This window comes from Bradyrhizobium sp. Leo78 (assembly GCF_059512425.1).
The window spans coordinates 1-20,354 of record NZ_JCAMOT010000009.1; the positions used below are offsets into that span (position 1 = coordinate 1).

Genomic DNA, 20,354 nt, shown 5'->3' on the forward strand with positions numbered 1-20,354 from the left:
GGCGAACCACCTCGGCGAGGTCGAGGTTGCGATCGGGGCCATGCGGGACCACCGTCTGACCCGGCTCAAGATGGAGCAGGGTGCCATCGAGAAGGACCGTGACGAGATCAGGTTCGAACGACACCAGGTTGGAGATGCGGCGCACCTCGGGATAAGCATCAGGATAGAACCAGGCCGCCTGGCGTGCGTCACCGATGCTGTAGTAGCTGCACAGTCCTTTGTACGGGCAGAAGGTCTGGAGTTTCACCGGAGCGAGAGCGGCCTCATCGATATCAGCGCGTGGAACGTACCAGCGCGGCGCGAAGCCGGACTCGTAGAGGACCAGCGGCCGCTTGGTGTCGGCGATGATCCGTTCACCATGGCGGACAACGAGGTTACGCGAGGCCTGGCGAATGTCGATGCGGTGGTAGGGGTCAGCGGCATGGCCGAGGATTCTTTCGTCTTCTTCGTAGAATGCATCCATGGCCCGCCAGGCGAATGCGACGCGCGCCTGCAGTTCGCTCGCGTGGGCGGGCAGACCGGTGTGCTGCCACGCTCCTCGCGGCGCGATGTGTTGTTCGTCCGCCCGAACGCTGTACCAGGACGTGGGCCCGAGATCGGGATGCTCCGTGGTATGCTCGGTGCGCTCCAGGACGTGTGGCGAAACATCGCTCTCCGGGAAATAGGCGACCGGATACCGGCCCGGTTCGAAGAGCAAGAGGACATGCTCGCTGTCAGCGATCCAGATTTCCCCGAAGCGCACGCGCATGCGCCGGCGCAAACGCTCTACGTATAACAATCGCTTCGGCAGCGGTTCGGGCACGAGGAACCGGCCAAATGCTCCCGTTGAGAGCGGACCTTGTTGCCAGGACAGTCCCACTGCTCTCTCCCTCAAGGGTTGATGATCGAGGCCGGTTGACGTCCGGAAGTATATCTACCCTGGAATGGAGACCTGCAGCAAGGTTCCATGAGCCTCCTGCCGATCAAGGCGACGGCTCACTGGCAATCTTCAGTATCGCCTTCATGTTGGGATGGAAGCGGCAGTAGTAGTCGACCGTGCCCGCCTTCTTCAGGACGTAAGTCACGGTCTTCCTCGGCGGTATCGTCACGTCGAAATCGCCGTTCTTCGCGGTCGCGGTGTGCGCGACCACGTCCTTGTTCACCCATTCGATGGTATCGCCGAGCTTGGCCGTGGCCTCGGCCGGCGAGACCACCAGATTCTCCATCACGATCGTGATCGTCGCGGCATGCGCGGGGACCACCATCGCCGCAAGGGAAAGCACGCCGGCGATCAGACAGAGGCGTCCGGGCTGCATGGGCAGCTCCCCTACAATGTTATTTCAGCTGTGCGGCGACATGCTCGGCGTGCTGCTCGTGGCCCTGAAAGATCTTCAGGCCGGTCTGCAGCAAGCTCTTCAGCTCGGGGTTGCTGGCCGATGGGATCAACTTCGTTTCCAGCGCGCTGTCGACGGTCTTGTGATAGGCGACCTCGTTGGCGATGTAGGCCTTGTCGAAGGCGGCGCCGTGGAGCTTGCCGAGCTCGGCGAGCTTGTCGGCCGCCTGCTTCGACAATGCCTTGCTGGTGTCGTTGTCTTCGGGCGTGACCTTGAGCTTCTTGACGAGGTCGAGCGCTTGCTTGTTCACGGCCTCATGGTCGCGCACCATGTCTTCCGCGAACGCCTTGACGTCCTTGTTGCTGGCCTTCGTCAGCGCCTGCTTGGCCGCCGCGATGTCGATATTGCCGGCGGTGTACGCGATGTGGGCGATCTGTGGATCGGTGAGCTTGCTTTCGGCAAGCGCTGGGCTGCTCAACAACATCACCGCGGCGATCGCTGCTCCCAATTGAGCGAACATCTCTGGTCCTCCTGTGGCGCCTCGGGTTTCCGACGGCGCATTTCGTTTGCACAGGAGTTGGATGGCGATCGGCGGGCGAGGTTCCCAAATTCTTCAGATGTAGTCGAGCCGTTGCAGCACGGCTTCGGTCAGCCGGTCGCAGCGGCGGCCGGCGAACGGGAACATCTCCATGATGACAGGACCAATCTTCTTCTCGACATTGTCGCGCAGCATGGCGCGGGCGCGGTGCAGCCGCGTCTTCACCGTCTCAGGCCTCAGGTCAAGAAGCTCGGCGGTCTCCTCGACATTCATGCCCTCAACCACGCGCGTGATGAAGACGAGGCGAAACGCCTCCGGCAGTTCGTCGATGGCGGCCTCGACAACTCTGTGGATTTCGCGCTGAGCCATGGATTTTTCAGGATCGTCTGCAGTGGACATCAGGGGGAACTGGATGATCTGCGCTTCCAGCGCGCCTTGCGGCAGTGACGAAATTTCGACCCCGGGCCGGTCGCGGCGCAGCCGTCCCAGCGCCTCGTTCATCGTGATCCGCGACAGCCATGTTGACAGGCTGGACTCGCCGCGGAAAGCGGCAAGATGCGTGAAGGCCCGGACATAGGTTTCCTGGACGACGTCCTCGGCCTCGCTGTCGTTGCGCAGGATGCCGCGCGCCAGCCGATAGAGCCTGCGATTGTTGGCTTTAAGCATGGCGCGAACGGCGGCCTCGTCGCGGGCCAATGCGCGCTTGACGAGTTCGACGTCGCCGGCCGCAGCCGGCGCAGACTTGGGTGTGGTGGCCGATTGCATGGCGTTCTCGCCTTCATTCCAGCGGATACCAGAATTAGATGCGGCCGAGGCGCAGAGGTTCCCGAAAATCGCCCCCGCCCTACCCCTTGCGGCCGCGCGACTTCACTTCCTTGGCGTAGACCTCCTCCTTGAAGCCGACTAGGAGCTTGCCGCCGAGGTCCAGCACCGGCCGTTTGATCATCGACGGCTGCGCCGCCATCAGCGCCAGGGCCTTGCGCTCGTTCAGGCCTTCCTTGTCGGCGTCGGGCAATTTCTTGAATGTGGTGCCGGCCCGGTTGAGCAGCGTTTCCCAGCCGACCTCGTCGCTCCATTGCTTCAGCTTGTCCTTGGCGATGCCGGCCGCCTTGTAGTCGTGGAAATCATAGGCGACGCCATGGCCGTCGAGCCAGGCGCGCGCCTTCTTCATGGTGTCGCAGTTCTTGATGCCGTAGATGGTGATGCTCAAAGCCATTCCTCGCATGCGTTGCCGCGAGAAAGTAGCTTCGCAATGGCTGTTGCGCCAGATTAGGTACCCACCCCTCCTGTGAATTCCCGGGAGTCTTTGTTTGGAGCATGATCTCCGCGCAAACGCTGCGCGTTTGTCACGAGGGAAAACCGGATTCCACTTTTCCGGATCATGCTCTAGCGTCCATATCGCGTGAAGACGAAATCGTGATCCTTCGCATGGGCTTCGTGGCAGGCGAAGCAGGTCCTGTGCTGGGCCTCGTCGACGGGCTTGCCGTCGATGAACCGGCCAAAGCCCCAGCCGCCGGTGGAGGCGTATTTGGCGGAGTCCTTGACCATGATCTGGACGGTCGTGGGCGGGCCGGTGATAAAGGCGCCGTCGAGGCCTTCGACCGGGACATGCTTCCAGGCTAGCTTGACGAAGGTCGTGCCGTCCGGAAACGGCAGCGTGCCACCCTTGCTGGCCTTGACCGCGGCAGCATTGCCGAGGACGCCCCGCAGTTCATCGAGGCCGACCTCCTGTCCGACCGCGATCAGCTTCCAGTCGCGATAGCCTTCGGGAATCCTGACGCCGAAGATCGGCGACGCCCCATCGTCGGCAAGGCTGGCGGCGAAGGGCACTGCCGTCGTGGCGCACGCCACCATGAGGGCCGCCAGGGCCCATTTCAGATTCTGTCGCATCAGTTTGATACCGTGTTGCTGTTCGATCAGACGTTATCGACATCGATGACGGCCTGCGCGAAGGCCTGCGGGGCCTCCTGCGGCAGATTGTGGCCGATGCCGCCGGTGATGAGGCGGTGCTCGTACTTGCCGGCGAATTTTTTGGCGTAGGCGCTCGGCTCCGGATGCGGCGCGCCGTTGGCATCGCCTTCCATGGTGATGGTCGGCACCGTGATAACAGGGAATGTCGCCAGCTTCTTCTCCAGATCGTCGTATTTCGCTTCGCCTTGGGCGAGGTCGAGCCGCCAGCGGTAGTTATGGATGACGATGCGGACGTGATCGGAATTGTCGAAGGCGGCCGCGCTACGCTCGAAGGTGGCGTCGTCGAAATTCCACTTCGGCGAAGCGAGCTGCCAGATGAGCCTGGCGAAGTCGTGCCGGTACTTGTCGTAGCCCTGCTGCCCGCGCTCGGTGGCAAAATAGAACTGGTACCACCATTGCAGTTCAGCCTTCGGCGGCAGCGGCATCTTGCCGGCCTCCTGGCTGCCGATCAGGTAGCCGCTGACGGAGACCATCGCCTTGCAGCGCTCGGGCCAGAGCGCGGCGATGATGTTGGCCGTGCGCGCGCCCCAGTCGTAGCCGGCAAGCGTCGCCTTCTCGATCTTGAGCGCATCCATCAGCGCGACGATGTCGACCGCGAGCGCCGCCGGCTGGCCGTTTCGCAACGTCGCATCGGACAGGAAACGCGTGGGGCCATAGCCGCGCAGATAAGGGATGATCACGCGATAGCCGGCGGATGCCAGTAGCGGCGCGACGTCGACATAGCTGTAGATGTCGTAAGGCCAGCCGTGCAGCAAGATCACCACGGGACCACCAGCAGGCCCTGCCTCGGCATAGCCGACATTGAGGAGGCCGGCGTCGATCTGCTTCAACGGGCCGAACGACGTATGCGCCCCCGGCCGCGCCGCGGGCAGCGTCACCTTCTTGGCGCCCTGCGCATAGGCGGATCCGATCAGGCCGAACTGGGCGGCGGCGAAGGTTCCGGCGGCAACGCCGAAGAAGCGGCGGCGGCTCCGGTTGATATCCTGGGACATGGCGATCTCCGTTTCGAACTGGCGACCTTTTGCCCCCTCCCGACCGTGAGCGCTTGGAGACTATCTGGATTTATCCTTCAGATGGCTTTGATTTTTGCGGCGGGCGCCTTGTGCTAGGTTCGTTGCGACTCCCGTCACAGCCGGCAGGCCCTATAAATTGCTCTATCATTTCAACGACTTCGTTCTGGATACCGACCGCCGCGAGCTGCGCCGGGACGATGGGCTCGTCGCCGTCGAGCCGCAGGTGTTCGATCTGTTGGAATTCCTGATCCGTTCACGCGAGCGTGTCGTCAGCCGCGACGACCTGCTAGCCGCCGTCTGGCACGGACGGATCGTCTCGGAGGCAACGCTGAGTAGCCGGCTGAACGCCGCACGCGCGGCGATCGGCGACAATGGCGATGAGCAGCGGCTGATCCGCACGCTCCCCCGCAAGGGCATTCGTTTCGTCGGCGAGGTCCGCGAGCAAGCCGCCGACGAGAGCACGAGCCTGCCGGTTGCCGCCTTCGAAGGCCCGTCGATCGCGGTGCTCCCGTTCACCAATATGAGCGGCGATCCCGAACAGGAGTATTTTGCCGACGGGGTCGCCGAGGACATCATCACGGCGCTGTCGCGCTGCAGCGGACTATCCGTGATCGCGAGAAACTCCTCCTTCACCTACAAGGGCAAGGCGGTCGATATCCGCCAGGTCGGCCGCGAGCTCGGCGTCGGCTACGTGCTGGAAGGCAGCGTTCGCCGCGGTGGCGATCGGTTGCGGATCACGGGCCAGCTCATCGATGCGAATTCGGCTGTCCATCTCTGGGCCGACCGCTTCGACGGCGACGCCAGCGAAGTGTTCGACCTGCAGGACCGCATCACCGAAAGCGTGGTGGCCGCAATCGAGCCGACGCTGCATCTCGCCGAAGCGGAGCGCCGCAGGTCCTCTCCCCCAAGCCAGCTCGACGCCTACGACCTGCTGCTGCGCGCCTACAGTCTGCGTTATGAGTTCACCGCTGACAGCATTGCGGCGGCGATCGATTGCCTCGACCAGGCACTCGCGATCGATTCCGCCTACGCGCCGGCAATGGCGGCATCCGCCTATTGCCATGCGCTGCGCCATTTCCAGGGCTGGATCGGGCCGGACGAGCAATATCGCAGCAAGGCCGTCACGCTGGCCTGGCGCGCGGTCGAGCTGGCGCCGAACGATGCGCAGGTGTTGTGGATGGCCGCGTTCGCGATCTGGAACATGGCCGACGAAATTGAGCCGGCGCGCGAATTGTTCAGCCGCTCGCTTGCGATCAACCCGAATTCCGCGATGGCGCTCACGCTCGGCGGCTGGATCGAGGCGATGCGCGGCAATCAGGGCGCCGGCCGCGCCATGATCGAGCGGGCGCAGCGGCTCAATCCCCGCGACCCGCGCGGCTGGTTCGCTTCCGGAGCGCTCGCGATCTGCGCCGTTTTGGACGAGAATTTCCCTGAAGCGATTACCTGGGCGGAAAAAGCGCTGGCGCAGAACCGCCGCTTTGCGGTGGCGCTGCGCGTCCTCACCGTGGCGCTGGTGAAGACCGGCGAGCGCGACCGCGCAGCGCAGGTCGCTCGGGAATTGCTGAAGGTCGAACCGGAATTTTCGATCGCGGGATTCCTGTCCCGTATCCCCTTCCCGGTCGAGCCCATGGCGCAAACCTATGCCGAGGCGCTGCGGGCGGCCGGCGTGCCGGAATGATGCGTCTTCGCTGACTCCTCAAGCCTTCTTTGGTTTCTTCTGAGAGCGATTCAGTTCCACGGCCGCGCGAATGAGAGCCTTCAACGCTGCTTCGTTGATCTTGTCGCCCTCATGGATGTCGATCGCACGCCTGGTGTTGCCTTCGAGGCTGGAGTTGAAGAGGCCTGAAGGGTCCTCCAATGAGGCGCCCTTGGCGAAGGTCATCTTGACGACGCTCTTATAGGTCTCGCCGGTGCAGATGATCCCACCGTGCTCCCACACTGGAACCCCTCTCCACTTCCACTCCTCGACCACTTCAGGGTCGGCCTGCTTGATGAGATTGCGGACTCGAGCAAGCGTCTCGCCCCGCCAGTCACCCAGCTCCTCGATCCTCGCATCTATCAGCCGAGAAGGAGAGTCTGCTTCCTTCGAGCCGCTTTTCTTCATGGTGGCTGTAGCCTTCTTGTCCGCTATCGTTCGTCCTCGCACCCGCCGCTCACATCCATTCGCCGGGCATTTCGCTGGCTTGCTTCACCCAGGCGGCGAACTGCGCTTCGTCGAGTTCGTCGTCTTCATGAATGTCGAGGTAGCGCGTGTCCTTGCTCTTGGACTCGCCAGGCGGAACAGGACGCAATGACCTGCCGCGAAAGAAAGCCACCTTGACGTACTTCGTGAAGCAATGGATGCCGAGGAACCAGCCCTGGCCCTCGACGCCATAAAACGGAGAGTTCCATTTGACCGCCTTGCGCACGCCGGGGACGGTGCGCACGATCAACGCATCGAGGCGGCGTCCGACATCGCTTTTCCACCCCGGCATGGCGGCGATGTAGGCCTGCACCGGGGCGTCGCCGTCCGCCTTCGCGATCTGTGGGTTGCCTCCTGTGAGGAGAACAGGCTTTGCGTCCTTGCCGGACTGCAACATCGGGGCCGCCGCCTTGCGCGGTTTGGCCGCTTTCGCCGCGCCCGGCTTGGCCGCCTTTGTCGCAACTTTCGTTGACTTGCTGGACGTCCTGTTGGCCATTGTGTTCACCCGCAGAGCTCACTCTGTCCGCCCCAACACCTGCTCCAGATTCGCAAAGAACTGCTGCCACCCGGCGTTGGCGCCGCCGTAGGCCTGCTTCTGATCGGGACGGAAGCCCGACTGCTCCATACGCAGATGAGTGCCCGTGCTCGTTGGCGTGAGCGTGAAGGTCACCACGCTCTTCAGGTTAAAGGCTGCATCGTCGTGCGCAAAATTCCAGGTGTAGGACAGCGCCTTGTTCGGCTCGATCGCGAGGACCTCGCAGTCCAGCACGCCGCCCCACTCGCCGCGAAGATTGAAACGGTGGCCCACGACGGGCTTGAAGTCGTTCTTCATCAGCCACTCCTCGATCAGGTGTGGTTGCGTGAGCGCGCGCCAGATCTTTTCCGGCGGATGAGGTATCTCGCGTTCGACAATGACGGAGCGCGTTTCGGTCGCAATGTTGGTCATTGGTCCATCCTTTTGAGCAGATCTTCGAGGTGGTCGAACCGGCTTTGCCAGAAGCCGGCCATTTGGCTGGTCCAGTCGATCAGCGGGGCTAACGCACCGAGCTGCGCGCTGTAGTGCGTCTGGCGGCCTTCGTGGCGGTCGCGCACGAGTCCCGCATGCTTCAGAACGACAAGGTGCTTCGAGACGGCCGGTTGCGAGACCCCGGCCAGAGCCGTCAGAGCCCCGACCGTCTGCTCTCCTTCGCGGCACAATCGCTCAAAGATGGCCCGCCGGGTCGGATCGGCGAGCGCCCTGAAGAGCTCATCGTGAGCGTTTGGCATTTGGGATCGATAACCCGTTGGCTATTGATCGATCTATAACCGGCGAGATATGCGTCAGTCAAGCAGGCACGTGGACCGGCGCCCGCTGGCCATAGCGAGCGTGCTATACGCTTTTTGCTATATCCGCCTGGTTATGCATTATGGCGTCGCTACGAGCCCCCGCCCGGCTCGAGCGCCTCGCCGAGTTCGAGGGGATTTGCCATGGTCTCGTGCAGCTTCGCCTTGTCGAGCTCACCCTCCGAGAGACTGATGACGACGCAGGCGACGCCGTTGCCGATCAAATTGGTGAGCGCGCGGCACTCGCTCATGAACTTGTCGATGCCGACGAGGATGGCGAGCGACTGGATCGGGATGTCAGGCACGATGGACAAGGTTGCCGCCAGCGTAATGAAGCCCGCCCCGGTGACGCCGGACGCCCCCTTTGAGGTGATCATGGCGATGCCCAGAATGCCGAGTTCCTGCCAGATCGTCAGAGGCGTGTTGGTCGCCTGTGCCAGGAACAGCGTCGCCAGCGTCATGTAGATGTTGGTGCCGTCGAGATTGAAGCTGTAGCCGGTCGGGATGACGAGGCCGACCACCGGGCGCGAGGCACCGAGATGCTCCATCTTCTGGATCATCTGCGGCAACACCGTCTCCGACGACGAGGTGCCGAGCACGATCAACAGCTCGTCCTTGATGTAGCCGATGAAGCGGATGATCGAGAATCCCGAGAGCCGCGCGATCGAGCCGAGCACGATCAGGACGAACAGCGCGCTGGTCAAATAGAAGGTGCCGATCAGCGCCACCAGATTCCAGAGCGAGCCCAGCCCGTAGGCGCCGACGGTGAACGCCATCGCACCGAACGCGCCGAGCGGCGCGACACGCACGATGATGCGGATCACACCGAAGAACACTTTGGCGGCCTGGTCGATCGCATACGCGATCGGCTCGCCGGCCTTGCCCATGAAGGCGATGGCAAAGCCTGATAGAATCGAGATCAACAGCACCTGCAGGAGGTCGCCGCGCGCCAGCGCGCCGAAGAAGCTGTCGGGAATGATCGCCATCAGATGGGCAACGATCCCCTCCTCTTTCGCCTTGGTCACGTAGGTCGCGACCGATTTGGCATCGATTGAGGACGGATCGATGTTGAAGCCGCTCCCGGGCTGCAGGGTCCTGCCGACGATGAGGCCGACCGCCAGCGCCACGGTCGAGACGGTCTCGAAATAGATCAGAGCCTTCAGGCCGACGCGACCGACGCGCTTGAGGTCGCCCATCGAGGAGATGCCGTGCACGACGGTGCAGAAGATCACCGGCGCAATCATCATCTTGATCAGCGAGATGAAGCCGTCACCGAGCGGCTTCATCTCCTTGCCGAGACCGGGATAGAAATGGCCGAGCAGGATGCCAAGCGCGATCGCGATCAGGACCTGGATGTAGAGGACCTTGTACCAGGGATGGTGATGGGCGGCGGGGCGGATCGCTTCTGCTGTCATGGAGGCTCCGCGGATGGAGGGATCAGGATGACGCCATCATGGATGAGGTAGCGCCGCGAACAATGCACGTTCCTGTTCATGCTGCTTTGCGGAATAGTCGACCCTAACGTCGCTAGCCTAGCACGTTGCGCGAGCACAATCTTTCAAGAAAACCCGAAAGGCCTCGACGGCACTGCTGCCAGACCCTCATCCTTAAGGAGCGCGCCTTCGTGCGTCTCGAAGGATGAGGCCCCGCCGGTGGCCTCGGCCTTCGGGACGGGCCGCGGAGCGGCCTCCTCAGGCTGAGGGATAGATGTGAGCGCGCGCCTTCTCCGTCGTCATTGAGAGCGCCGCGAAGCAATCCGCCCTCCACGCGCGGACGTCGCGACATCGACCTCATAGACGTCCGCGATCGCCCCTGTCGTGCTCCCGCTGGGCCAGAAAGCCAACGGTCGAACGCTCGAAAGCATCTCGCATTGATCGAACGCATCGCGGCCACGATGGCCACACCGACGCCCGATTGACCCTCTTCGTCACGCGTGAAATATCGTCGTGACGAGCAAAGGGAGAATCACGGCAGATGGCCGCGGACAGGCGAACCCCACGAGCCCGCACCAGCAAGACTGCCAGGTCCAGGAAGAGCGAGCCAGACTCGCGCGACGTGCCGCGTAGCGTCGACCTCGAACGCGACGAGCGCGATCAGGCGACGTTGACCGACCGCGCCTATCGGCAACTCGAGGAACTGATCGTTACCCTTGCCTTGCCGCCCGAGACTATCCTGTCGGAACAGTCGCTGGCGGCGAAACTGGGCATCGGCCGCACCCCGATCCGGGAGGCGCTGCAGCGGCTGGCCCGCGACGGCCTCGTCGTCATCCTGCCGCGACGGGGCATCCTGGTGTCGCAGATCAACCTCAGGACTCAGATGCGTCTGCTGGAGGTACGCCGCGAGCTCGAGCGGCTGATGGCGCGCGGCGCTGCCGAGCGCGCAACGCCGGAGGAAATCGCTCAGTTTACGACCATTGCCGGGGACATGCGTCGCGCCTCGGATGAGGCCGACGACATGACCTTCATGCGGCTCGATCGCGCCTTCAACGAGCTGGTCAGCCAGGCCGCGAGAAACGAGTTCGCCTCCCGCGCCATGGGCCTGATGCACGGCCTGTCCCGACGCTTCTGGTACCAGCACTACCGGGAAGTCGGCGACCTGCCGCTGTCGGCGCGCCTGCACGCCGACGTCGCCGAGCGGATCGCCGCACGCGATCCGGAAGCCGCAGCGAAAGCGTCCGATCGCCTGCTCGACTACATCGAAAGCTTCACCCGCAAGACCATCGAGACGTGATCACAACATCACGACGCTGCGGATCGCAGCGCCGCGTCGCAGCGCCTCGAAACCCGCGTTGACATCTTCGAGCGAGATGCGCGCGGTGATCAACTGATCCAGCTTGAGGCGGCCGTCGAGTGCGGCCTGCGCCAGCATCGGAAAGTCGCGCAGCGGCCGCGCGCCGCCATAGCTCGAGCGCCGCATGCGCTTTTCCTGCATCAAGGAACCCCATCGAAACGCGACGTCCTGCGCGACATCGATCTTGCCGAGCCAGATGACCTCGCCGCCCGGCCGCACCGCCTCACTCGTCATCCGAAACGCACGCGCACTGCCGGCCGACTCCAGAACGACGTCGACGCCGCGGCCATCGGTCAATTGACGCGAGAGATCGATCACGTCCTCTTTGGCGGCGTTGATCGCGTGCGTTGCCCCGAGCTGCTTGGCCAGATCGAGTTTGTTGTCGTCGAGATCGACGGCAATGACGATGTCGGCGCCGGCCATACGCGCGCCTTGCACGGCCGCAAGGCCGACCGCGCCGCATCCGATCACCATCACGCTGTCGCCGTAGTGGATGGACGCGACATTGAGCGCGGCGCCCACGCCGGTCATGACGCCGCAACCGATCAGGCAGGCTTGATCGAAGGCAAGCTCCTTCGGCACCACGATCGCCTGTTGCGCCGGCACGATGCAGTATTCAGCGAGCGCGCCGAGATACATCAAATGTTTGAGCTCACGCCCGTCGCCCAGCCTGGCGCGACTGCGTCCGTCGAATTGCACCGCGAGCGGCGCCTGTCCCAGGTAGGATTCGCAGAGGATCGGCAGGTCGCGATCGCAATAGAAGCAATGCCCGCAATGCGGATTCCAGGAGAGGACGACGTGGTCGCCGACCGCGACGCCGCGCGCATTCGGCCCGACCTGCTCGACGACGCCGGATGCTTCATGACCGAGCAGGATCGGCATCGGATTGCGCAGGCTGCCTTCGATCACTTCGAGATCTGTATGGCAAAGCCCCACCGCCTTGACGCGGACGAGCACGTCGTCGGCCGCGAGTTCGCCCGCCTCGACCGTCTCGATGACGAGCGGCGATTTCGGCGCGTGCAGCACCGCCGCCTTGTATTTGAGCCCCACTTCCAGATCTCCCGCCCCGCCCTGTTTCAGGATGCGGCTCGAAAAGCACCATTGTCTTTCCGCAGCGCCGCCAGCGCCGCGTCGATATCGGCGGAACTCATTTCCCACTCGTTGCCGAAATTGGCAACCACCGCCTTCATGAACGGCTCGACCAGCGATTTTGCCGTGGCGTCATCGTTCAAGTGCTCGGCCAGGATCGCCAGCGCCAGTTGTCGCGGCTCCTCCCCCTCGTAGCTCCATTCAAAACCGTTCGCGGTGTAGCGGTGCAGATCGAGCCTCTGATCGAGCGGCCGGCCATCCACCGTGATCACGACTCCATCGATAGTGCGGTCTCCGCAAAACCTTTTCATGCGTGGTTCCTCCCCGACATCTCAAGGCGTTACTCGCCATCTTGCAGCATTGATAGATTAATGATATATCACACGCAAATTCAAATGTCATCCAAGTTCGACGTCGGGAGGTCGGCCATGGAACTCGCATCAACCGCCATGTCGGCTCGGCAGCGCCGCTACCGTGAAACTTACCGCGAGCGGGTCGCCGGCTGGTACAATGGCTGGCTGCACGTCTTCATCATCTACACGATCGGCTTCACCGCGCTCTACATCTATCTCGCCAATGTCCGCGACCTGCGCGCATGGGAATTGCTGATCGTCCCCGTGACTTTCCTGGGCGCGAATTTCTTCGAGTGGTGGATCCACCGCTACGTGATGCACCGCCCCTCGCAGATCAAGGCGTTCCGCGCGATCTATAACCGCCACACCTTGATGCATCACCAGTTCTTCACCGATCAGGAGATGCGCTTCGCCGACCATCATGATTGGCGCGTGACCTTCTTCCCGCCTTACGCCCTCGCGACCTTCACCCTGATGTCGATCCCGCTCGCGATTGTCGCCGGCTATCTCATCTCGGCCAATGTCGGATGGCTCCTGATCGCGACGACGACGTCGATGTACCTGATCTATGAGTTCATGCATTTCTGCTGCCATGTCGAGGAGAACTGGTTCGTCCGCAACGTGCCGATGGTGAACACCATCCGCCGTCATCACACCGCCCATCACGACCAATCGATCATGATGGAGCGTAACATGAACCTCACCTTCCCGATCATGGACTGGCTGTTCGGCACGTCCGATCTCGATCGCGGCCTGCTCGGTCATCTCTTCAACGGCTACGAGACGCGCTTCGTCAAGCGCAACATGCGCAAGACCGCGCGTACCCCGCGGATCGATCCGGCCGTAAGCTCCGTGCCGGCGGAGTGACCACCATGGCCGGCATCGAGCCGAATGGCCTCGCGCTGGTGCTGTTCGCGGCAGCCTTCGCAGCCTGCTGCCTCAGCTTCTTCACGCTGGTCGGCATGTTTCCGCCAAGTGCCAGGCCGCAATCGTTCGCGGGCGCCGCCGGCGGGGTGCTCGTGCTCGCCAATCTCGCGTTACTCGTGATCCTGCTCGCGGGTGTGATCTTGTTCGCACACGAGATGCTGCGCTGGACCTCCGTCGTAGTGTTCGGCGGCCTGATCTTCCTGTTCATTCCCGCGGTGTTTCAGGTCATTCCGGGTGCGTGGCGCGACAGCCGCAGCGGGCTCGCCGTCCTTGGCCTGGTCCAGATCGCCGCGCTCGCGCTGATGCTCTCCCCGCTGCAGGGGTTTACCGCCTCATAGAGGAGTGTGCCGATGCCCTTCCCGATCAAGACAGCCCTATCGATCATCGTGCTGCTCGTCGCTTGCGCTGCCTATTTCTACCAGGACTCGATCGGGCAGCATGGTCCGAAGATCGCGATCATGGTGCTCGCTCCGTTCATGGTGATCGCGATGTGGATCTTCCCGGAGGTTACGCGGAAGTGAAGCGCTTGGTTTCTCAGTAGTTGATCTCCATTCGCAGGCCGCGAACGTCGATCTCATCGCCGCCGAGCCGCGCGTTGCTGTCGCGGGCTGCCGCCGCGCAGGCACAGGCATCGATCAGATCGTCGCGTCCGATCCCGGTGCCGCGACGTTGCGCCAGCCAGCTTGAAAGCTTGACGAAGCCCCGCTCGGCCAACAGTTTCAAGCGCTGCTCGCGGCCTCGCTCCGACTTCTTGCCATCCAGACGGATCTGCTTGCCGAGATTTCGGAAGATCAGTTCCGGATGTGCCTCGCCGATGGTCGCCTGACGCTTCGGCGTGATGAAATCGTCGACCTCCCTGATCTTGTCCCTGATGTTCCAGAGCTGGCAGGACACGCCCATGCCCGGGCCCTCGTGATGCCAGTAGTACCGATTCGCCGAAGCCTGGTCCGCAAACTCCCAAAGATTGCGCCGCGCGCCGAGAAACACCGAAGCGCCGACCAGTTCGCGGGCACGCAGATCGCAGGTCCGGTGCCCCCTCATCGTCAGGCCAATCGGCATGTCGATCATGGCGCGCTTGTGCGCGGCCGCGAGAAGCCGATCCAGGCGCGGCGAATAGTCGAAGCCGTGACTGCCCTGATCGTCGATCCAGGCCACCACCCAGCCGCCGCGAAAGCCGTCGAGACCGAGATAGCAGGACACGTCCGCTCCTTGTTTGTTGCGGTTACATTCTACGATGCAACTCTTGATCTTCAATACCAGCATATGCAGCTAATGTAATTGCGAGCATCTGCAGACGATCGCCGCGGCGGACGCGACGAAGTCGCATCGGATAACAGGAGACGGACATGCCCCTCGTTCGCATCGATCTTCGCAAGGGCAAGGACGCGGCGTTCCGGCAGGAAATTGGCCGCATCGTATATGACGCACTCATCAGTGTCGGCGTGCCGGAGAAGGACCGGTTCCAGCTCCTCAGCGAGCATGACGCAGATGGCTTCCTGTTCGATCCCGATTATCTCGGCATCCACCGCACCAACGATCTCGTGATCATCCAGATCACCTGGAACGAAGGCCGTACCACCGCGCAGAAGCAGGCGCTCTACAAGGCGATCGCCGACGGCCTGCACACCGCGCTCGGGCTACGCCGTGAAGACATCTTTATCAACCTCGTCGAGGTCAAGAAGGAAAACTGGTCGTTCGGCAACGGCATCGCTCAATACGCGAGCTGACACGACCGCGTCGTCGTCAGACAGTCTTTCCTGTTCGGCCTTGCACCCGCCCCGTTTCGCTATTCCTCGAACAGCGCACGCACGTCCTCTTCGGTGAGTGCCGCGCCGATGCGTCCCTCGCGATCGAACACGCTGTCGGCCAAGGCGCGCTTCCGCGCCTTGAGCTCGTCCATCTTCTCCTCGATCGTACCCGATGCCACCAGCCGATAGATGAAAACTGGCTTGTCCTGGCCGATACGATGAGCGCGATCGATCGCCTGTTCCTCGACCGCCGGATTCCACCAGGGATCGAAGATGACCACCGTATCGGCCGCCGTCAGGTTGAGCCCGACGCCTCCGGCCTTCAGGCTGATGAGGAAGACATCGCTGTTGCGGTCCTGGAACGCTTCGATCGCGCGCTTGCGATTGGTCGTTTGTCCGGTCAGGACGCTGTAGCGGATAGCTTCCGCATCGAACCTGCCCCTGATCAGGTCGATCATCGAGGTGAACTGCGAGAAGACGATGATCTTCCGGCCCTCGCTCAGGAGTTCGACAACCATTTCCATCAGCCGCTCAAGCTTGGCCGATGGGCGCTTGGCGCGATCGTCGAGCTTCAGCAGCGCCGGATCGCAGCAGGCCTGGCGCAGCCTGAGCAGCGCTTCGAGAACGATGATGTGGCTCTTGGCCAAGCCGCGCTCCTGGATCGCCTTACGGACCTTGTCCGACATCGACAGGCGAATGGAATCGTAGAGGTCACGCTGACTGCCTTCCAATGCGATGCGCTCGACGATCTCGCTCTTGGCCGGCAATTCCTTAACCACCTCCGCCTTGGTCCGGCGCAAGAGAAATGGTTTCACGCGCTGCGCCAGCGCTGCTGCGCGTCGCGAATCCGTGCGCTTCTCGATCGGGATGCGCCAGCGCCGGCTGAAATCCGCCTTGTCGCCAAGATATCCCGGATTGGCAAAGCTCATGATGGACCAGAGCTCGCCTAGATGATTTTCCACCGGCGTCCCGGTCAGGCAGAAGCGATGCCGCGCTTTGACGCCGCGCAACCAGCGGGTGGTCGCGGCATTGGGATTCTTGATCGTCTGCGCCTCGTCCAGCACGGCCATGTGCCAATCGCGAGACAACAGGACTTCGTGATCCCGCGCAATCAGCGGATAGGTAGTCAGGACAAGATCATGGTCCGCAATGGCGGCGAAGCTCTGCTTGCGATCCGAACCGTGAAGCACGAGCACCCTCAAATCCGACGCGAACTTCTGCGCTTCGTTGAACCAGTTCGTCATCAGGCTGGTCGGCGCAACGACAAGGGCGGGCTCGCTGAGATGACCGCGCGCCTTCTCCAGCGACAACAGCGCCAGTATCTGGACGGTCTTGCCGAGCCCCATGTCGTCGGCCAGCACACCGCCAAGACCGCTCTCGCGCAGCAAGTCGAGCCAGCCCAACCCCTGCGCCTGGTACGTCCGCAGTTCAGCGCGAAAATTTGCGGGCAACGGCGGATTCGACAATTCGCGATCCCGAAGCAGATTGGCGAGGCGCCGAAGACTGTCGGCGCCGCGGAAAGCAAATTCGCCATTTTCAAGCGCCAGCAGCGGCACGACATCCGCGCGCGAGAGCCTGATCTTTCCGGATGTGTCACCGAAAAGGCCGCTCAAACTGAGGCTATGAAGCGCAAGCACGAGCGGCAGGAAGCGATCTGCCGCGAGCGACAGGTGGCGGCCGTCGGCAAGCGGAAGATAGAAGTGGTCCCCTGCCTCGGCGAGCTGCTTGATCCGATCGGGCGTGAAATTCGGTGTCGCAACCAGGGCGGCCAGGACCGGCGCCAGATCGCGTCGCTCGCCGTCGATTTCGACGCCGAGCGCCAACTCGAACCAGTCGATACCGCTGGATTCCAATTCGGCATCGAAGACGCCCTGCGACTGCACCAGCCGATACGGAAAATCATCATCGACCAGCACATCGAAGCCTTCCGCGCGCAATTCGGAAACGCCGAACTCGAGAAAATCGAGCCAGGCGTGAGGCTCCCCGAACGTCAGATCGTCGACATGACCGGCATCGAGAAACGGGTGGATCAATTTCGCTTCGCGGAAATCGAACTCTGACAGCCGCTTGTGCGTGCCTTTCTCCTTCGACCGCCGCCGTGTGATCGTGTAGACCTCGCCGGCCTGAAATGCTTCGAGCGGATTTTCCCTTTCCCTAGGCTCGATCTCGATCGGGCCGTAGCGGAAACTGAGATGGGCAACCGCGGTCCGTTCGGGCCTGTCGTGGAAAAAGTGGGCACTTGGGCCCTCGCGTCCCCGCTTAAGCCGCAGGATCGGAATCGGATCGTCGTCGATCTTCACCGCCGCTGCCGGCGTTCCCGGCAACAGGCCACGATGAAGCTGCGGCAATCTCTCGCCGAGGCGGCGCGCCACTTCCGCAACTTGCGCGCGCGGGATGACGGGCGCCGACAAGAGCTGATAGGAAAGTCGAGGCGGCAGGCCCAGTTGGACCGGGCCGATCACGCCTGCGGCCTCATCCATATAAACCGGCGGCTCGGCGTTGAGGGCCGTCGCTCCCGGCACGGTCAGTTGCGGGGAAACTCCTTGCTTGCTGGCCTGCTGCCAATCGATGCGCCCCTCGCGCGCCTCGCCCCACTGTAGCGGCCGCCCCTTGTGATCGCGCCAGAACGCACGTCCGGTCGCGATGATTTGCTGCAGGAGCGCGAGGGATTGCAACCGAGGTGGGTGATAGTACGCCCCTCGCTCTCTCGTGAGCCGCATCAGAATGTCGATGTCGGTATCGCGAAAATACTTCGGTGCACGTTCGGCCGAGAAACTGGAAATGTTCGGACGCGTGGGACTGCTCCCGAACGTCCCGTCCTTGCGCATCTGGACCGAGAGTAGCGACACTCCCAGCAACGGCATTTGCGTGCCCGCTTGAGCGGGCTGCAGGCAGTAGAGCAACCGATGCGTCACATCGACGGGATAATCGTCGCCGCGCACGGCGGCGCCGATACTGTCGAGCCATGCGGTGACATCGTAAGGCAGAATCGACACGGAGCGGACGGGCGTCTTGCCGATGTCCGTTTTCTGCTCGGACGGCAATACACCGCTCAGCGCCTGGAGCATCGTCGCCACGACATGCTTGCAATTGGCTCCGATCGGACAACTGCACGTGCCGTCGAGGTCGATTAGACGCCCATGGTCGAATTCGAGCTCGATGTCGACACGATAAGGGCTGGGCTCACCTCCACGTACCTTGCTGCGAATGCGCGTGAGGTCGTCGCTGATTTCCAATCCCGTGACGCGCCCTTGGGCCTGATAGGCGTAGCCCTTCTCAAATGCAGAACGGCTGAAGAAGCTGTAGATGTCCTTTGTCTTCACGACATCCGGGAGCACCTGACCAAAATCCTCGACTACAGACATTTGCTATGATCCGGCAATAACGAGCGGGATCCGTGACTTTTCGCAATCACGCCCGCCCGAACAGCTTGGTCATAGTAATGCGCCGAAGTCGTGGTGCAAATTTGCCTGGCGCGGCCGAGCCCCACCGCGCCGGTTCATTGCGAAGGTCCGGTTCTTTTCAACAGAAATTTTGGTGAGTCGAGACTTGCTTGGAAAGGGAGTACCATCGCGGTCGGTTCCCGCCTCTCGCCCCCTGTCGTGGGTAGCCGTGCGTTTCTCACGCCGTTCTCTGAACTGCGCTCCAGGTCGCAGCGGCGGAGGCATCCGCTTCCATCGCCGAGATCTTGCCGGTGTTGAAGTCGACGACGAATGTCACGATACTGGATTTCACGGCCGCCGTGGCCTGCACCGCGCTTCCGCTCGCATTCTGCGCCGCGGTTGCCGACACGGCGGCGCTGTTCATGGCGAAGGTGAATATCTGGCGGTTGCCGACCTTCGCGCTCGATACCATCGTGTATTGTTTTCCCGTGCCGCCGCTGCCAACTCCGGCGGAACCGCCGAACAGCGTCGACGATGCGCTGGAGCCATCGGGGCCGTAAATCTGGACGTCGCTGTTGTTGGTCAGCGCGTTGCCCGTGGCGGGGACGTGGAAGCCATTGAAGGAGAACGTCTCCGAGAAGCTGCGCTTCTGGAGGATCGTGCCGGACGGCGGCGCGTCGCCATTCGCGTCAGTCGAGGCCGCATTGCGGTTGCCGGCAGTCACCGTCACTTCGGTGGTGCTGGTCAGCGAAATCCCTGCGAGTTCTTCGAAGCTGACTGGCTTACCGCCTGAAGAGGACGGTTGTGCCTTGTCGGACGAAGAATGCAGCGGCTGCGGCTTGCCCGCCGCTCTCAGCGATTGGACCAGGGCCGACAGCGTGTCGGCCGCGACCTGCTCTATTTTTGACTGGGCCAAAACCTGCTTCGCGCGACCGGAGAGATCGACAATGTCGGCCGGATCGCCCGAGGACTTCGTGTCAGATGACGCGGCGCTGTCCGGCTGAAGATCGTCCGCCACGGACGGGACATGGCTACAGTCACACCACTTCGAGCGGCACGAATGGTCCATCCGGCAACCGCACGACAATGGCATCGTCCGGCCGCACCTCGCCGCCTTCAACGACAATGCCCATCACGCCGCCCTTGCGAACGAGTTTGCCGTCGACGCGCGCGATGATCTCGCGCAGCATCCCCGGCTGAAACGTATCGATCTGCACGCAACAACTGCGCAAGCCGGTGATCTCGACGACCGCATCGCGCCCGATGTGCAGCCGCGTGCCCACGGGCAACGCCATCAGGTCGATCCCGCACGTAGAGATGTTCTCGCCGAGGTCGCCGGGCTGAACGACAAAGCCCTTGCTGGTCAGATCCTCGATGAGCTCCGCCTTGATGAGATGAACCTGCCGCAAGTTCGGTCGCCTCGGATCACGCGCCGCATCGAAGCGATGCTTGACCAGCGGCCCACAATGCGCGTCGCCTTCGATGCCGAGCCCTTTGCGCAGCGTAACGACGTCTTGCCGATGTTTGGTGAAGCTGTGCGTGCCGCTGAGGAAAACACCGAGCACGAAAGGCGTCTGAATTTCGGTCAAACCAGGCATAGCACAAACTCCCGTTGTGCTGACATGCGTTGGTTGACGTTAACGCCTACGCGGCAAGCTCGACGAGCAGACCGTCTGCTTGTTGTTTTTCACAGCGAAAACAGATTGGCAAGCCTAACTATCAGG

General features: G+C 62.6%; 24 protein-coding genes. 6 read left to right on the plus strand and 18 right to left on the minus strand.

The annotated features are described in order from the left end of the window. From AC5ZG1_RS13730 to AC5ZG1_RS13760, 7 genes are all read right to left on the minus strand, one after another. A partial coding sequence (locus AC5ZG1_RS13730) for a DUF427 domain-containing protein (protein WP_496133170.1) occupies positions 1-748 on the minus strand: 748 nt, incomplete at its 3' end. A gap of 214 nt (positions 749-962) precedes the next feature. After that, the gene (locus AC5ZG1_RS13735) at positions 963-1,295 is read right to left on the minus strand and encodes a cupredoxin domain-containing protein (protein WP_496133171.1); all 333 of its coding nucleotides are present in this window, start codon (positions 1,293-1,295) and stop codon (positions 963-965) included. A 19-nt stretch (positions 1,296-1,314) separates the two neighbouring features. Continuing rightward, positions 1,315-1,833: a DUF4142 domain-containing protein gene (locus AC5ZG1_RS13740; protein WP_496133172.1), complete on the minus strand. Its 519-nt coding sequence runs from the start codon at positions 1,831-1,833 to the stop codon at positions 1,315-1,317. A gap of 93 nt (positions 1,834-1,926) precedes the next feature. Next, positions 1,927-2,616, minus strand: coding sequence for an RNA polymerase sigma factor (locus AC5ZG1_RS13745; RefSeq protein ID WP_496133173.1), 690 nt, complete (start codon positions 2,614-2,616; stop codon positions 1,927-1,929). Between the two features lie 79 nt (positions 2,617-2,695). Beyond that, positions 2,696-3,067, minus strand: a complete 372-nt coding sequence (locus AC5ZG1_RS13750) for an ArsC family reductase (RefSeq protein ID WP_474418838.1) — start codon at positions 3,065-3,067, stop codon at positions 2,696-2,698. A 170-nt stretch (positions 3,068-3,237) separates the two neighbouring features. Beyond that, a complete protein-coding gene (locus AC5ZG1_RS13755) occupies positions 3,238-3,741 on the minus strand; it encodes a cytochrome P460 family protein (protein WP_496133174.1) in 504 nt (167 codons plus the stop codon). Positions 3,742-3,767: 26 nt separating this feature from the next. Then, the gene (locus AC5ZG1_RS13760) at positions 3,768-4,814 is read right to left on the minus strand and encodes an alpha/beta fold hydrolase (protein ID WP_496133175.1); all 1,047 of its coding nucleotides are present in this window, start codon (positions 4,812-4,814) and stop codon (positions 3,768-3,770) included. Between the two features lie 157 nt (positions 4,815-4,971). Between AC5ZG1_RS13760 and AC5ZG1_RS13765 the strand changes: the two genes are divergently transcribed. Next, positions 4,972-6,513 (plus strand): winged helix-turn-helix domain-containing protein, encoded by a 1,542-nt coding sequence (locus AC5ZG1_RS13765; protein WP_496133176.1) that lies wholly within the window; start codon positions 4,972-4,974, stop codon positions 6,511-6,513. Between the two features lie 18 nt (positions 6,514-6,531). On the opposite strand, the gene AC5ZG1_RS13770 is transcribed toward AC5ZG1_RS13765, so the two are convergent. From AC5ZG1_RS13770 to AC5ZG1_RS13790, 5 genes are all read right to left on the minus strand, one after another. Then, complete coding sequence (locus AC5ZG1_RS13770) at positions 6,532-6,939, minus strand: DUF1801 domain-containing protein (RefSeq protein WP_130226775.1); 408 nt, start codon at positions 6,937-6,939, stop codon at positions 6,532-6,534. A gap of 49 nt (positions 6,940-6,988) precedes the next feature. Then, entirely contained in the window at positions 6,989-7,513 is a 525-nt protein-coding gene (locus AC5ZG1_RS13775; protein ID WP_496133177.1) for a DUF1801 domain-containing protein, read from the minus strand. Between the two features lie 18 nt (positions 7,514-7,531). Beyond that, the gene (locus tag AC5ZG1_RS13780) at positions 7,532-7,963 is read right to left on the minus strand and encodes an SRPBCC family protein (protein WP_496133178.1); all 432 of its coding nucleotides are present in this window, start codon (positions 7,961-7,963) and stop codon (positions 7,532-7,534) included. Continuing rightward, complete coding sequence (locus AC5ZG1_RS13785) at positions 7,960-8,283, minus strand: ArsR/SmtB family transcription factor (protein ID WP_028166015.1); 324 nt, start codon at positions 8,281-8,283, stop codon at positions 7,960-7,962. The genes AC5ZG1_RS13780 and AC5ZG1_RS13785 overlap by 4 nt, the downstream gene beginning before the upstream one ends. A 149-nt stretch (positions 8,284-8,432) precedes the next feature. Further along, positions 8,433-9,755 (minus strand): dicarboxylate/amino acid:cation symporter, encoded by a 1,323-nt coding sequence (locus tag AC5ZG1_RS13790; protein WP_496133179.1) that lies wholly within the window; start codon positions 9,753-9,755, stop codon positions 8,433-8,435. Positions 9,756-10,314: 559 nt separating this feature from the next. Between AC5ZG1_RS13790 and AC5ZG1_RS13795 the strand changes: the two genes are divergently transcribed. Further along, positions 10,315-11,070 carry a GntR family transcriptional regulator gene (locus AC5ZG1_RS13795; protein WP_208826849.1) on the plus strand — a complete coding sequence of 252 codons (756 nt, stop codon included), beginning with the start codon at positions 10,315-10,317 and terminating at the stop codon, positions 11,068-11,070. Here the strand turns inward: AC5ZG1_RS13795 and AC5ZG1_RS13800 are convergent, their stop codons facing one another. Continuing rightward, complete coding sequence (locus AC5ZG1_RS13800; protein WP_496133180.1) at positions 11,071-12,180, minus strand: Zn-dependent alcohol dehydrogenase; 1,110 nt, start codon at positions 12,178-12,180, stop codon at positions 11,071-11,073. Between the two features lie 26 nt (positions 12,181-12,206). Next, positions 12,207-12,530, minus strand: coding sequence for a DUF6166 domain-containing protein (locus AC5ZG1_RS13805; RefSeq protein ID WP_496133181.1), 324 nt, complete (start codon positions 12,528-12,530; stop codon positions 12,207-12,209). A 117-nt stretch (positions 12,531-12,647) separates the two neighbouring features. On the opposite strand from AC5ZG1_RS13805, the gene AC5ZG1_RS13810 reads away from it, so the two are divergent. Genes AC5ZG1_RS13810 through AC5ZG1_RS13820 form a run of 3 tightly spaced genes read left to right on the plus strand, consistent with a single transcriptional unit; the run spans position 12,648 to position 14,020 of the window. Beyond that, positions 12,648-13,439 (plus strand): sterol desaturase family protein, encoded by a 792-nt coding sequence (locus AC5ZG1_RS13810; protein WP_496133182.1) that lies wholly within the window; start codon positions 12,648-12,650, stop codon positions 13,437-13,439. Positions 13,440-13,444: 5 nt separating this feature from the next. After that, positions 13,445-13,837 carry a hypothetical protein gene (locus AC5ZG1_RS13815; RefSeq protein WP_496133183.1) on the plus strand — a complete coding sequence of 131 codons (393 nt, stop codon included), beginning with the start codon at positions 13,445-13,447 and terminating at the stop codon, positions 13,835-13,837. 12 nt (positions 13,838-13,849) lie between these two features. Then, on the plus strand, positions 13,850-14,020 hold the full coding sequence (locus AC5ZG1_RS13820; protein ID WP_165421325.1) for a hypothetical protein: 171 nt from the start codon (positions 13,850-13,852) through the stop codon (positions 14,018-14,020). A 13-nt stretch (positions 14,021-14,033) separates the two neighbouring features. On the opposite strand, the gene AC5ZG1_RS13825 is transcribed toward AC5ZG1_RS13820, so the two are convergent. Then, positions 14,034-14,699 carry a DUF429 domain-containing protein gene (locus tag AC5ZG1_RS13825; protein ID WP_130226783.1) on the minus strand — a complete coding sequence of 222 codons (666 nt, stop codon included), beginning with the start codon at positions 14,697-14,699 and terminating at the stop codon, positions 14,034-14,036. 146 nt (positions 14,700-14,845) lie between these two features. Here AC5ZG1_RS13825 and AC5ZG1_RS13830 point away from each other — a divergent pair, with 146 nt between their 5' ends. Then, positions 14,846-15,226, plus strand: coding sequence for a tautomerase family protein (locus AC5ZG1_RS13830; RefSeq protein ID WP_130226784.1), 381 nt, complete (start codon positions 14,846-14,848; stop codon positions 15,224-15,226). Positions 15,227-15,285: 59 nt separating this feature from the next. Here the strand turns inward: AC5ZG1_RS13830 and AC5ZG1_RS13835 are convergent, their stop codons facing one another. The 3 genes from AC5ZG1_RS13835 to AC5ZG1_RS13845 form a co-directional block, all read right to left on the minus strand. Next, complete coding sequence (locus AC5ZG1_RS13835; RefSeq protein WP_496133184.1) at positions 15,286-18,612, minus strand: DEAD/DEAH box helicase; 3,327 nt, start codon at positions 18,610-18,612, stop codon at positions 15,286-15,288. Positions 18,613-18,868: 256 nt separating this feature from the next. Beyond that, a complete protein-coding gene (locus AC5ZG1_RS13840) occupies positions 18,869-19,648 on the minus strand; it encodes a hypothetical protein (RefSeq protein WP_496133185.1) in 780 nt (259 codons plus the stop codon). Positions 19,649-19,667: 19 nt separating this feature from the next. Next, positions 19,668-20,228 (minus strand): MOSC domain-containing protein, encoded by a 561-nt coding sequence (locus tag AC5ZG1_RS13845; protein ID WP_456641727.1) that lies wholly within the window; start codon positions 20,226-20,228, stop codon positions 19,668-19,670. Positions 20,229-20,354 lie beyond the last annotated feature (126 nt).